11 protein-coding genes and 1 tRNA gene are annotated in these 12,930 nt (G+C 66.6%); 2 read left to right on the top strand and 10 right to left on the bottom strand.

The window, feature by feature from the left end; translation table 11 throughout:
* From J0J01_RS19165 to gyrA, 5 genes are all read right to left on the bottom strand, one after another.
* On the bottom strand, positions 1-786 hold the full coding sequence (locus tag J0J01_RS19165; RefSeq protein ID WP_296383492.1) for an ABC transporter ATP-binding protein: 786 nt from the start codon (positions 784-786) through the stop codon (positions 1-3).
* The gene (locus tag J0J01_RS19170; protein WP_296383494.1) at positions 764-1,645 is read right to left on the bottom strand and encodes an ABC transporter permease; all 882 of its coding nucleotides are present in this window, start codon (positions 1,643-1,645) and stop codon (positions 764-766) included. Before J0J01_RS19170 ends, J0J01_RS19165 begins: the two co-directional genes overlap by 23 nt.
* 28 nt (positions 1,646-1,673) lie before the next feature.
* A tRNA-Lys gene (locus J0J01_RS19175) sits at positions 1,674-1,748 on the bottom strand.
* 87 nt (positions 1,749-1,835) lie between these two features.
* Entirely contained in the window at positions 1,836-2,336 is a 501-nt protein-coding gene (coaD, locus tag J0J01_RS19180; protein WP_296383496.1) for a pantetheine-phosphate adenylyltransferase, read from the bottom strand.
* Positions 2,337-2,433: 97 nt separating this feature from the next.
* Positions 2,434-5,163 (bottom strand): DNA gyrase subunit A, encoded by a 2,730-nt coding sequence (gyrA, locus tag J0J01_RS19185; RefSeq protein ID WP_296383788.1) that lies wholly within the window; start codon positions 5,161-5,163, stop codon positions 2,434-2,436.
* Positions 5,164-5,437: 274 nt separating this feature from the next.
* Between gyrA and J0J01_RS19190 the strand changes: the two genes are divergently transcribed.
* On the top strand, positions 5,438-6,046 hold the full coding sequence (locus J0J01_RS19190; RefSeq protein WP_296383498.1) for an HAD family phosphatase: 609 nt from the start codon (positions 5,438-5,440) through the stop codon (positions 6,044-6,046).
* Positions 6,047-6,058: 12 nt separating this feature from the next.
* On the opposite strand, the gene ssb is transcribed toward J0J01_RS19190, so the two are convergent.
* The 4 genes from ssb to J0J01_RS19210 all read right to left on the bottom strand — a co-directional run bounded on the left by ssb (position 6,059) and on the right by J0J01_RS19210 (position 11,402).
* Entirely contained in the window at positions 6,059-6,547 is a 489-nt protein-coding gene (gene ssb / locus J0J01_RS19195) for a single-stranded DNA-binding protein (RefSeq protein ID WP_296383500.1), read from the bottom strand.
* A gap of 109 nt (positions 6,548-6,656) precedes the next feature.
* Positions 6,657-9,785, bottom strand: coding sequence for an efflux RND transporter permease subunit (locus J0J01_RS19200; protein WP_296383501.1), 3,129 nt, complete (start codon positions 9,783-9,785; stop codon positions 6,657-6,659).
* Positions 9,785-10,786, bottom strand: coding sequence for an efflux RND transporter periplasmic adaptor subunit (locus J0J01_RS19205; RefSeq protein WP_296383503.1), 1,002 nt, complete (start codon positions 10,784-10,786; stop codon positions 9,785-9,787). The genes J0J01_RS19200 and J0J01_RS19205 overlap by 1 nt, the downstream gene beginning before the upstream one ends.
* A gap of 31 nt (positions 10,787-10,817) precedes the next feature.
* Complete coding sequence (locus J0J01_RS19210; RefSeq protein ID WP_296383505.1) at positions 10,818-11,402, bottom strand: Chromate resistance protein ChrB; 585 nt, start codon at positions 11,400-11,402, stop codon at positions 10,818-10,820.
* A gap of 89 nt (positions 11,403-11,491) precedes the next feature.
* Here J0J01_RS19210 and J0J01_RS19215 point away from each other — a divergent pair, with 89 nt between their 5' ends.
* Positions 11,492-12,145: an aspartate/glutamate racemase family protein gene (locus J0J01_RS19215; protein ID WP_296383507.1), complete on the top strand. Its 654-nt coding sequence runs from the start codon at positions 11,492-11,494 to the stop codon at positions 12,143-12,145.
* On the opposite strand, the gene J0J01_RS19220 is transcribed toward J0J01_RS19215, so the two are convergent.
* Positions 12,138-12,920 (bottom strand): aspartate/glutamate racemase family protein, encoded by a 783-nt coding sequence (locus tag J0J01_RS19220; protein ID WP_296383509.1) that lies wholly within the window; start codon positions 12,918-12,920, stop codon positions 12,138-12,140. The genes J0J01_RS19215 and J0J01_RS19220 overlap by 8 nt on opposite strands.
* Positions 12,921-12,930: the final 10 nt, after the last annotated feature.

Consider the following 12,930-nt stretch of genomic DNA (forward strand, 5'->3'; position numbering starts at 1 on the left):
TCATCCCCGTGCGGCCGAGAAGCGATGGACGTCGTCCTTCTCCACCAGCAGCGCGCGGTGATAGTTGCGGATGACCTCGCTCGGGTCGCCCTGCTCGCGGATGCGGCCGTCCTCGATCCAGATCGCGCGGTTGCACAGGCGGCGAACCTCGGCCATCGAATGCGACACGAACAGCAGCGTGCCGGTCTTGCGGAAGCTGTCGATCCAATCGAGGCACTTGCGCTGGAAGGCCGCGTCGCCGACCGACAGCGCCTCGTCGACCACCAGGATCTCGGCCTCGACATGGGCGCAGATCGAGAAAGCCAGGCGCGTGCGCATGCCCATCGAATAGTGCTTCACCGGCTGGTCCATGTAGTCGCCGATGCCGGCGAACTCGGCGATCGAGTTGAACTTGCGCAGCACCTCGTGGCGCTTCAGCCCGAGCACGGCGCCGCCGATCATCACGTTCTCGCGGCCCGACAGCTCGAGGTCGAAGGTCGAGCCCAGCGCCAGCACCGGGGCGATGCGGCCGGTGACGCGCAGCTCGCCGTGGCTCGGCAGGGTCATGCCGCAGATCACCTGCAGCAGGGTGGACTTGCCGCAGCCGTTGCGGCCCAGGATGCCGATGCTCTCGCCGCGGCGGACCTGCAGGTCGATGTCGCGCAGCACCCAGAACGGCTTGAAGTACGACTTCCACCACCCGAACATGACCTGCTTCAGCCAGTCGTTACGCCTGGCGTAAAGCTGGAAGGCCTTTCCGAGATGCTTGGCTTCGACGACGATATCAGAGGACGTCGACGATGACATTCCGATACCTGTCGAAGAACCAGTAGCCGAAGTAGAAAGTGAAGATGGAGGTGAAGAGAGTCCAGGCATAGACCTGCCAGTTGGGAAATTGTCCGACGAGCATGATATCGCGCATCACCTCGACATAGCCGGTGAGCGCGTTGGCGTAGAGCCAGAAGTCCAGCGGCACCGGCAGCTGGGTCCGGGCATAGAACACCGGCGTGGCGAACATGAACAGCGGCACGATGTTGATCATCAAGTAGCCGGCGTCGCGCGTGAAGGCCCCGACCGCGCACAGGAACCACGACATGCCGACCAGGAAGGCCAGGAACGGGATGAAGATGAAGGGCAGCAGCAGCCAGGTCCAGGGCAGGCTGCCGACCACCAGGAACTGGAAGACCATCAGCACGACGATCGAGATCACGGTGTAGAGCGTGGCGCGCAGGGTCGAGATGACCGCCAGCATGTCGCTGGGGAAGATGGTCTGCTTGATGAAGTGGACGTACTCGTGCAGCAGCATCGGCGCGCGGAACGCCATCTCCGACCAGAAGTTGAACACCACGATGCCGCTCAGGATGAACAGGGCGTAGCTGGTGTTCTGGCCGGTGGTGATGATGTACTCCTTCGGCAGGTCGAGCCGGCCCGCGAAGAAGAAGGTGTAGACGGCGATCGCCAGCAAGGGCGCCACCACCGCCCAGACCCAGCCGGCGATCGATCCCTTGAAGCGCTCGGCGACCTCGCGCCGCAGGATCGCCTGGATCAGGTCGCGGTGGTGCCACATCTGCAGGAAGGGCTTGGCGAAGAAGCGGACCATGCGCGCGCCGGAACCGAGATTCTCGACGACGATCTGCTTGCCGTTGACGACGTTCACCGACGGCATGAGCCGTGCATCTCCTCGTTGGATCCCGTGGTGAGCCCAGTAGGGATCGAACCTACGACCACCTGATTAAAAGTCAGATGCTCTACCGCTGAGCTATGGGCTCGTTCCCGGGTCGCGTCGCGGGCCGAAACCCCGCGCGGCGCCCGTATAAGGGTCGCGGCCGCCCCGGTCAACGCGGCACGGCGGGGCGTCAGGCCTTGGCGAACTTCTTTTTGAGCCGCTCGAAGACCTTCTTGGACACGAACTGGGAGGTGTCGCCGCCCAGCCGGGCGATGTCCTTCACCAGTGACGATGCAATGAACTGGTGCCGGTCGGAGGCCATCAGGAAGATGGTCTCGACGTTGGGCTCCATGCGGGCGTTCATGTTGGCCATCTGGATCTCGTACTCGAAGTCCGAAACCGCGCGCAGGCCGCGGATGATCACCTGGGCGTTCACCTGGCGCGCGAAATGGATCAGCAGCCCCTCGAACGGCACGATCTCGATGCGCTCGCGCTCGGTCTGGGGATAATCCGCGATGTCTTCCTTGATGATCTCGACCCGCTCCTCGAGCGAGAACAGCGGGCCCTTGCTGATGTTGATCGCCGGCCCGATCACCAGCTTGTCGACCAGGCGCAGCGAGCGGCGCACCACTTCCATGTGCCCGCTGGTGATGGGATCGAACGTACCCGGATAGACACCGACGCGGTCCACGCCCATTGGTCCCCCTTGTTCGGCCCTCTCCCAGGCCACCGGCCCCCGGAGTCGCACACCGATGGGAGCGGCGAAGTCTTAGCGACACGGCCGGTCCTTATCCACCGTTTGTTTCGGAATGGTCTTCGCCATTTCCGTTGCCGTTGCCGTTCGCGTCGTCCTCACCGATGCGGACCGCCGAGACCACGCGCTCGCCTTCGCTGACGTTGACGATGCGCACGCCGCGCGTGCCGCGTCCCGCGATGCGGATTCCCGCCACCGGACAGCGGATCAGGGTGCCGCCGTCGGTCACCATCATGATCTCGTCGCTCTCGCCTACCGGAAACGCCGCGACTACCTGGCCGCCCTCGGGCAAGCGCATCAGCTCGACGCCCTTTCCGCCGCGGCCGGTCACGCGATACTCGTAGGCCGAGGTCCGCTTGCCGAACCCGGTCGAGGCCGCGGTGAGCACGAACTCCTCGCGCGCCTGCAGCTCCTTGAAGCGGTCCTCCGACAAAGCCGCCTCCGGCGGCGCTGTCGTCGAGGTCGCCGGCGTCTCCTCGCCGCCCGCTTCCTCCTCGGCGTTCTCGGCCTGGCGTAGCGCGCGCGCCTGGCGGAGATAGGCGTCGCGCTCCTCGCTGGCGACGCCCTTGCCGGCATCGACCAGCACCATCGAGATCACCTCGTCGCCGTCGGCCAGGGCGATGCCGCGCACGCCGGTCGAGTTGCGGCTGGCGAACAGCCGCACCTTGTCGGTCGGAAAGCGCATCGCGCGGCCGAGCTTGGTCGCCAGCAGCACGTCCTGGTCCTCGGTGCAGACCGACACGCCGATCAGGCGGTCGCCGGCATCCTCGCCCTCGAACTTCATGGCGATCTTGCCGTTCTGGTTGACGTTGACGAAGTCGCCGAGCTCGTTGCGCCGCACGCCGCCGCGCGCGGTGGCGAACATGACGTTGAGCGTCGACCAGCTCGATTCGTCCTCCGGCATCGGCATGATCGTGCTGATGGTCTCGCCCTCGCTGAGCGGCAGCAGGTTCACGAATGCCTTGCCGCGGGCCTGCGGCGCGCCGAGCGGCAGCCGCCAGACCTTGAGCTTGTAGACGATGCCTCGGCTGGAGAAGAACAGCACCGGCGTGTGGGTGTTGGCGACGAACAGCGAGGTGACGAAATCGTCCTCGCGCGTCGCCATGCCCGAGCGACCCTTGCCGCCGCGGCGCTGGGCGCGATAGGCCGATACCGGCACGCGCTTGACGTAGCCGCCATGGGTCACCGTGACGACCATGTCCTCGCGCTGGATCAGGTCCTCGATGTCCTGCTCGAACTCGTTGTCGACGATCTGGGTGCGCCGCGGGGTGGCGTACTTGTCCTTGATCTCGAGCAGCTCCGTGCTCATCAGCGCGAACAGCTTGTCGCGATCGCCCAACAGCTCGAGATAGCCCTCGATCAGCTTGGCGACGTCGGTCAGCTCCTCGGCGATCTTGTCGCGCTCCAGGCCGGTCAGGCGCTGCAGGCGCAAGTCGAGGATGGCGCGGGCCTGCGCCTCGGACAGCCGGTAGGTGCCCTCGGCCGACACGTCGCGGCCGGGCTCGGCGATCAGCTCGATCAGCGGCTTCACGTCGACCGCCGGCCAGTCCTTGGCCATCAATCGCTCGCGCGCCACGTTGGGATCGGGCGAGCGGCGGATCATCTCGATCACCTCGTCGATGTTGGCGACGGCGATGGCGAGACCGACCAGCACATGGGCGCGGTCGCGGGCGTGGTTGAGCTCGTACTTGGTGCGCCGGGTGATGACCTCGGCCCGGAAGCGGATAAAGGCCTCGAGCAGCTCCTTGAGGCTCATCAGCCGCGGCCGGCCGCCGTCGAGCGCCAGCGCGTTGACGCTGAAGCTCGTCTGCAGCGGCGTGAAGCGGTAGAGCTGGTTCAGCACCACGTCGGACATGGCGTCGCGCTTGAGGTCGATGACCAGGCGCACGCCGTCCTTGTCGCTCTCGTCGCGGATCTCGGAGACGCCCTCGACCTTCTTGTCGCGTACCACCTCGGCGATGCGCTCGTGCAGGCGGGCCTTGTTCTCCTGGTACGGGATCTCGGTGACGACGATCGCCTCGCGGCCGCCGGACTTCTCCTCGATGTTCGTCTTGGCCCGCATGATCAGCGAGCCGCGGCCGAGCTCGAAAGCGGCGCGGATGCCGTTGCGGCCGAGGATGGTGGCGCCGGTCGGGAAGTCCGGGCCGGGCACGTACTCGGTGAGCTGCTGCACCGTCAGCTCGGGATTGGCGATCAGCGCGATGCAGGCGTCGATCAGCTCGCCGAGATTGTGCGGCGGGATGTTGGTCGCCATGCCGACGGCGATGCCGCCGGCGCCGTTGGCCAGCAGGTTCGGATAGGCCGCCGGCAGGACCGTCGGCTCGCTCTCGCGCTCGTCGTAGTTCGGCTGGAACTCGACGGTGTCCTTGTTGATGTCGTCGAGCAGCGTCTCGGCGACGGTCGCCAGCCGCGCCTCGGTGTATCGCATGGCCGCCGGCGGATCGCCGTCCATCGAGCCGAAGTTGCCCTGGCCCGAGATCAGCGGCAGGCGCATCGAGAAGCCCTGCGCCATGCGCACCATGGCGTCGTAGATCGCGCTGTCGCCGTGCGGGTGGTACTTGCCCATCACGTCGCCGACGATGCGCGCGGACTTGCGGAACGGCCGCGACGAGTCGTAACCGCCCTCCTTCATCGCGTAGAGGATGCGGCGCTGCACCGGCTTCAGGCCGTCGCGCGCATCGGGCAGCGCGCGCGACACGATCACGCTCATCGCGTAATCGAGGTAGCTGCGGCGCATCTCCTCTTCGATCGTGATCGGCGCGATATCGTGCGGCGGCGGAGGCGGCTGGGGCGCGTCGGGGGGCGGCGGCGCCGGCGGAAGGGTCGTATCGTCGCTCAACGGAAACCTAGCTTTTTTGGCTCTTATCGTGGGCCCGCCGAGGGGTTCGGCGAGCCATTTGGCAACCTAGCAAATGGGGTCTGGAATACCAACAGAAATCGCGCCGGCGATTGCCTTGCAAGTGCCTGATTTAAAAGGGAGAATTTGCCCCGAAAAACGACATCGGAAAGGCCCGGTTTTGCCCTCCCAGAAGCCCTCCGTGGCGGTCTTCGATTTCGGCGGCGTACTGGTCGACTGGAACCCCCGCCACCTCTACCGCCAGCTCATTTCCGACCCCACGGAAATGGAGCGTTTCCTGGCCGAGGTGACCACCAGCAAATGGCACCAGGCACAGGACCATGGCGGCGATTTCCGCGAGGCCACGCGGGCCCTGCAGGCCCTCCATCCGGACAAGCACGAGCTGATCGCGGCCTTCTACGGGCGTTTCGACGAGATGTGCGCCGTGGCCTTCCCCGAGATGGCTGCACTGGTTGAGAAGCTGCACGCCTCCGGCACGCCGCTTTACCTGCTGTCGAACGCGCCCGACTTGCTCGACGCCTGGCTGCGCAGCACGGCGGCCCGGCGCCATCCCTTCCTCGGCCTGTTCCGCGACTACGTGGTGTCAGGCGAGGTGAAGTGCTCCAAACCCGACCGCGCGATCTACGACCTCGCCTGCAGGGTCGGCGGCTTCCGGCCCGAGGACGCCGTCTTCATCGACGACGTGCTGGCCAATGCAGACGGTGCCCGTGCGGCCGGCTGGAGCGCCGTCCATCATCGCTCGGCCGGCGAGACCGCGGCCGAGCTTCGGGCGCTGGGCTTCGCCGTCTAGAACGCCCCCCGCTCAGAAGGGAATGTCGTCGTCGAGCTCGGCCTTGCTGCGGGTCGCCGGACGGCCGCCACCGCCGCCGCTGCTCGGCGGCGGGCTGAGGTCGTCATCCATACCGCCGCCGCCCATCGAGGCGCCGCCGCCTTCGCCGCTGCGGCCATCGAGCATGGTGAGCGCGCCGCCGAAGCGCGGGATCACGACCTCGGTGGTGTAGCGCTCCTGGCCGCTCTGGTCGGTCCATTTGCGGGTCGAGAGCTGGCCCTCGACATAGACCTTCGAGCCCTTGCGGACGTACTTCTGCGCGACCTCCGCGAGTTTCTCGTTGAAGATCACGACGCGGTGCCATTCGGTGCGCTCCTTGCGCTCGCCGCTCTGGCGATCGCGCCAGGTGTCCGACGTCGCCACCGACATGTTCACCATGGATCGGCCATCCTGCATGGACCTCACTTCGGGGTCGCGGCCGAGATTGCCGACCAGGATGACCTTGTTCACGCTGCCCGCCATAGGGGCCTCCTTCGCTTTCCCGGTGCCCGCGGGACGCCGGCACCTACCTCACGAGCGGCAACCTACTGCCGGTCGCCTGTGGGCAGCCACCGAATTTGGGTTGTGGCCCTCAGGATGCGAGCTCCCGACCGGGCTCGATCTCGAGGTCCGGCGCCTCGAATCGGCCATAGCGCAGCGCGAGCGCCGGAAGCAGGAGCAGATTGAGCGCTGTCGAGCTCACCAGGCCGCCCAGCATGACGAGGGCCATCGGTCCCTCGATCTCCCGCCCCGGCTCGCTCATGCCGATCGCAAGCGGCAGCACGCCGAGGGCGGTCACCAGCGACGTCATGAGGATCGGGGCAAGCCGGTCCGCGGCCCCCTCGATCGCGGTCCCGAAGTCCCACGTCCGTCCTTCCGTGGCGACCAGATGCTGGTAGTGGGCGATCATGAGGATCGAGTTGCGCAGCGTGAGGCCGAACAGGGCAACGAACCCCACCATCGATCCCAGCGAGAGCGTGCCCCCGGAGGCAAGGACGGCAAGAACCCCGCCGACCAGGGCAAAAGGCGAATTGGCGAGCACCAGCGCGAGATTTTGCATCCGACGTGTCACGATCGACAGCAGGAGCACGATCCCGGCGCCGGCGATGATCGAATTGACGAGCAGGTCGCGCTGCGACCGCGCCTGCGCCTCGGCCTGCCCTCCGAGGGCGACATAGAAGCCTGCCGGCAGGGCCAGCTTGGCGCCGAGCCGCGCCTTGGCCTCTCGGGCGAACGAGATCACGTCGCGCCCCGTGACATTCGCGGTGATCGTCTGGAGTCTCTGCGCCGCCTGGTGCGCGACCTGATAGCGACCGCTGTCGTGATAAATATCGGCGAGCTGCCGCAACGGAACATAGGTCCCGCTCCGGCTCCGGAGCGGAAGGTCACCCACGCGGGCAATACTCGCTCGGCTCGCCGGGTCGACGATGACGATGACCGGAAAGACCCTGTTGCCCTCGTAGACCTGCCCCACCGTCTCGCCGCCGAAGGCCGTCCGGATCGCATCGAGAACGTCGACAGAATCGAAGCCCCAGTGCTCGACGTCGAGCGGTCGAAGCTTGATGACCAGCTTGGGCAGACCCGGCGGTGACTGGATTTGCACATCCGCAGCGCCGCGGACCTGCCGCAGGACATCGGCGGCCTCCTGCGCCTTTCGATCGAGGAGATCGAGATCGTCGCCGAAAATGTTGACCACGACCGGCGCCGTGTATCCGGACAGGACCTCGTCCATGCGCTCGGACAGGAACGTGAAGATTGCGAAGTTGGCGCCGGGAATGGTCTCCACCGCCTTGCGGATCTGCCCTTCGGCCGCCTCCGCCTCGCCGCTGAGGTGATGAAGGCTCACTGCGAATTCGCTGTAGTGCGGACCGGAGGTATCTTCAGACAATTGCGAGCGGCCCACGCGCTGGGCGACGGAACGGACGGCGGGCACCGTCTGCAGGGCCTTGGTCACGAGCCCGCCCAGCCTCAGTGATTCAGCCGCGGACGTGCCCGGCAGAGCTGTCATGTGGACGATGAAATGTCCTTCGTTGAGTTGCGGTATGAAGCTCTGTCCCAGAAGCGGCACCAAACCAAACCCCAGCAAGGTACCAAGCACAGTGGCTACGATCGCCAGACGCGAGCGCGTCACGACATGGTGCAGCAGACGCTCGTATCGCCGCTTGAGCCATGCGACGAGCGGGGGCTGCCCGGGTCCGACAGGACGGGCGCCGAGAAAGGTCATCGCGAGCGCCGGTATGGCGGTCAATGTCACCAGCAACGACGCGATGACCGCGAGCGCGTAGGCGATTCCCAGAGGTGCGAAGAGCCGCCCGGCGACGCCCGACAGCATCACGATCGGGAAGACGACGAGAACAACCGCGAACGTGGCGTAGACCACGGCGGCACGAACCTCCAGGCAGGCCTCCATCACCACCCGCGCGCCGGGACGCGGCATCGGGAGCCGGGCATTCTCGCGCAGCCGTCGCGCGATGTTCTCGATGTCCACCACGGCATCGTCGACCACCACACCCACAGCGATCGCGAGCCCGCCCAACACCATCGTATTCAGGGCAAGACCAAGACGCTGGAGGACGAGGACCGCGGCGAGCAGCGACAGCGGGATCGCCAGGCAGGAGATCACGGCGGTCCGGGCGTCGAACAGGAAGAGAAAGAGGACGATGACGACCAGGGCCGCGCCGATCAGCAGCGAAGACCAGACGTTCTCTGTTGCGGTCCGAATGAAATCGGCGGGCCGGAACAGATCGTCGCGGAGCACGACGCCCGATTGCGTCAGACCGGGACGCAGATCGTCGAAGGCCTTCTCGAGGAGGCGCGTGACCTCGAGGGTATTCGCGCCGAACTGGGCATGGATATTCAGCACGACGCCGCTTTGTCCATCGATCGCGGCGGCTCCCACGACCGGCTGCGGCGCATTCACGACGGTCGCCACGTTCGAAAGCAGAACACTTGCCCCGCCGTGATTCACCAGGACGGTTCGTCCGAGGGCTTCCGGCGTGATCGATTGTCCTTCGCTTTGCAGGACGATCCGTTGGTTCGCGCCGTCGATGAAGCCGGCACCCCGGACTCCGGTGGCACGCCGCGCTGCGCTCAGAACCTCATCCAGGCCGATCCCGAACCGGGTCAGGTCGTCGGGCCGCACCTGGATTTGCAGCGATTTGACCTCACCGCCGAAGACGTCGACCTTGCCGACGCCGGGAACCGCCAGGAGTCGCGGCCGGATCGTCCAGTCGGCCAGCGTCCGAAGTTCCATCAGCGAGCGCTCGTTCGATGTGAGACCTGCGACCAGGACCAGGCTGGTCGACGAGGTGAGCGGCGTCATCGTTGGCGCCCCGATTCCGCTTGGAAGCCGGGTTTCCAGCGCGGCGAGCCGCTCGGTCACCATTTGTCGAGCGCGATAGACGTCGCTCGACGGATCGAACGTGCCGGTGATAGCGGAGAGGCCTTGAATCGAGATCGACCGCAAGCTTTTCAGGCCTGGCATGCCGTTGAGGGAATTCTCGATCGCTTGCGTGACCAGAACCTCGACCTGCTCGGGCGCGAGCCCGACCGCTTCGGTCTGGATGGTGATCTGGGGCGGCGCGAACTCCGGAAAGACGTCGTAGCGCGCCTGCGCGAGAGAATAGACGCCGTAGCCGAACACCATGGCCACGAGCGCGATGACGACACCGCGGAAGCGGATTGCAAAGCCGATCAGGGCTGCCTGCGGGCCGCCGCCCATCAGTCGTTGTCCGGGGGTAGGGGTGTCTTCTGCTCCTCTGACAGGAGCATCTGCGCCCCCCGGGTCACCACTTCGGCGCCATCGTCGAGCTTCTCGACCAGGTAGCCGCCGTCCGGCGTGGGAACGTCGATGGCGATCTCGCGGCGCATGAAGCGGTCAGGTCCCGTCTTGAGGTAGATCCAGGATCGCCCCTGCCACCACACGATCGAATCGGTCGGAACGACGACGCCATCGATCACGGCGTCGGACGGAATGAACACGATCACGCTCATGCCGGGAAGCAGCCGCGTTTCCGCGCTTGCCGAAAAGAAGAAGCTCAGACCCTGGATGCGCGGATCGGTCTTCGTCGCGAGGGAGACGAACGCAAGTGGAGCACGCGCGCCGTCGGCGAGTTCCGCGAAGGCATCCCGCGATTGACCGGCAACAACGACCCCTGGGGGCGGCGTTGCCTGGACCAGCATCTCGCGGCGCTCGATCAGCCTGACGAACACCGGCGTCCGGTCGATCAAGCCGCGCGCAAGCGCCGGCCCCCACGCCTGTTGCGCCGTGGTGGCCAGCGTATCGAGTTGCGACTCCGCCGAGGCGAGGCTGGCTTCATCGGAACGAAGCGTCGCCTCGGCGGACTGCGCCTGCGCGACCGACGCTCCCTGGACCTTGTGCAGCGCCTCGGCCCGCTCGAACGCCGGCCGGGAGGCCGCCAGCCGAGCCTGGGCGATGCGCCGTGCCGACAGGGCCGCAACATAGCTGTTGCTGAGATTGGTCAGGGCTTCGAGGTCGAGCACCGTACCGTATGCCCGCACCTGCTGGCGGTAGTGAACCCGCGAAAGCTCCCGCGTTTCGAGGCCGCCGGCGCGCTGCGCATTCGCATCGAGCGTCAGCGCGGACCCGCCATTGGCGCTCGAAGCCGGCCGAAGTCGAGCGCTCGGCCGGTCAGCCTCGCGACCGGCTCCGGTCCCGAAGAATTCGAGCGCCCCGCCGGCCGCGAGCAGGACGATCACCAAGCCCAGCATCCAATACCAGCGCCTCATGGCCCTATTTGCCCTGCTTGGTGCGTTGCGCCCGGCGCATTGCCGGCGTGCGGTTCTCTTCCTGCGCCTCGAAGACCTGGCGTGCAAACCGATCGAGCAGTTCGTTGCAATCGGCCAGGCGCTTGGCGGCTTCTTCGGCCTGTGACGCACCGTGAAAGTCCAACTTCCTGATCTTGTCGAACCACGTGCGGAGCTTCTTCAGATCCTCGTCGTTCTCCTCCAGCTCGGCGAAGGTGAGCTTGCCGGCTGCGGTCTCTCGCGCGATCTCGGCCTCGAAGCCTTCGCAGCGCTCGATGAACTCCTGGTAGGCTTCGTTGCGGTCGGCGTTGAACCGGTCCAACACCTTTCGTTGTTGCGTGCGGTCGAGCGGAACCGTTTCGAGCAGAACCGCCTCCCCGCCCATGCGGGCGATCTCGTTCTCCATGACCTTGAGCCGGCGCAAGTGCTCGTCCGTCCGGGGCAGGACACAAATGCCGTTCTGAAGGTAGACGGCCCCCAATGCCTTGATCTTGCGCCACAGCGCGATGCGCAGGCGCGCCGGTTCAGGCGGGACCTTGTACGTGAGGAGGAGCCAGAGCGGCGCGGACATGGTATTGGATCTATTGTTACGGCCGTAACATTATGATTGAACCCGATGTGAAGCAATGGAGAGGCCGTGCCCGCATGTTATCGTCGGCCATGGCCCGCATTGTCCTGATCCACGCCACCCCTGCCGCCGTCGACCCGATCTGCGCGGCCTTCGCCGAAGCCTGGCCCGAGCCGGACCTGGTGAACCTGCTCGACGACTCGCTCAGCCGCGACCGCGCCCTGACACCCGAGCTGACCGATGCGATCTACGGTCGCTTCGATGCGCTGGGCGCCTATTCCGCGGCGATCGGTGCCGACGGCATCCTGTTCACCTGCTCGGCCTTCGGCCCGGCCATCGAGCGGGTCGCCCGGGCCGTCCCCGTTCCCGTGCTCAAGCCCAACGAGGCGATGTTGGCCGAAGCCGTCGCGATCGGCGGCAGGATCGGCATGCTGGCGACCTTCGAGCCGTCGATCGCCAGCATGGCCGCCGAGTTCGAGGCCGATGCCGCCAAGGCCGGCGCCAAGATGACGCTGGAAAGCGTGTTCGTGCCGGGCGCGATGGCGGCCCTGCTGGCCGGCAAGCGCGACCATCACGACGCGCTCGTCGCCCAGGCCGCGGGCGCGTTAGCCCATTGCCGCGCGATCGTGCTCGCCCAGTTCTCGATGGCGCCCGCCGCCAGCCGGCTGCGCGAGCGGCTGCCGGACGTGCCGGTCCTCACCAGCCCGGGCTCCGCCGTGGCGGCGATGAGGAAGCGGATCACCTGAACCTCGCCACGAACTCGTCGATCGAGGCCTGTGGCGCCTTGGCATAGGTGCCGCGGCGGCTGATCGAAACGCCGCCGATGTCCTTCAGTGCCAGCGCCATCTCGGCTGCCTTGGCAACCACGGCGATGCCCGGCAGCACCGGCGCGCCGTCGATCAGGAACGGCCGCTCGTTGGCGAACAGCATCATCGGCAGGCCGCCGGCGGGAATGATCACCTCGGCGCCCTGCTCGACCAGCGGCTTCACCTGCTTCTCGAACTGGGCGCGTACGGCGGCGTAGGCCTTCCTGTCGGTGAAGGCCTTCATGAAGCCCGCGACGTTCACGGCGATCGCCTTGACGCCTGCACAGCGCTCGGCAAAGCCGGCCGCCCGCACCTGCCGCTCGTGCCACGGCAGGAAGACCGGGTCGACCGTCACCAGGCCGAAGCGATGGCCAAGGCTCAGCGCCGCCAGCATGTTCGCCTCGCCCAGGCTCACCACCGGGATGTCGACGGCCGAGCGCAGCTCGAGCAGCCCGGGTTCCTGGAAGTGCCCCATCACGAAGGCGTCGTAGCCTTCCGTCTCGGCGCGCACGGCGTTGCGGATCACCTGCGCGGCGCAGCGGAACTCGCTCAGCGTATGGAAGGCATGGTCGGGCGGATCGAGGCCCTGCACCTCGAAACGGATGCCGGGCGAGGCGAGCGAATCGAGCATCGCCTGCAGCCGCTTCATGTACGGCGCCTGCTGCACCGGATGGACGAAGCTCTGGTACCAGATTCGTTTGTTTCCACCCTTCACCTGCCCCTCC

The organism is Reyranella sp. (genome assembly GCF_017305915.1).
Classification (GTDB): Bacteria; Pseudomonadota; Alphaproteobacteria; order Reyranellales; family Reyranellaceae; genus Reyranella.

Excerpts from the sequence above, each read along its gene's own strand:
- J0J01_RS19165 (WP_296383492.1), bottom strand. The coding sequence starts at position 786 with ATGTCATCGTCGACGTCCTCTGATATCGTCGTCGAAGCCAAGCATCTC.
- J0J01_RS19170 (WP_296383494.1), bottom strand. The coding sequence starts at position 1,645 with ATGCCGTCGGTGAACGTCGTCAACGGCAAGCAGATCGTCGTCGAGAAT.
- ssb (WP_296383500.1), bottom strand. The coding sequence starts at position 6,547 with ATGGCGGGCAGCGTGAACAAGGTCATCCTGGTCGGCAATCTCGGCCGC.
- J0J01_RS19200 (WP_296383501.1), bottom strand. The coding sequence starts at position 9,785 with ATGGGCGGCGGCCCGCAGGCAGCCCTGATCGGCTTTGCAATCCGCTTC.
- J0J01_RS19210 (WP_296383505.1), bottom strand. The coding sequence starts at position 11,402 with ATGTCCGCGCCGCTCTGGCTCCTCCTCACGTACAAGGTCCCGCCTGAA.
- J0J01_RS19215 (WP_296383507.1), top strand. The coding sequence starts at position 11,492 with ATGGCCCGCATTGTCCTGATCCACGCCACCCCTGCCGCCGTCGACCCG.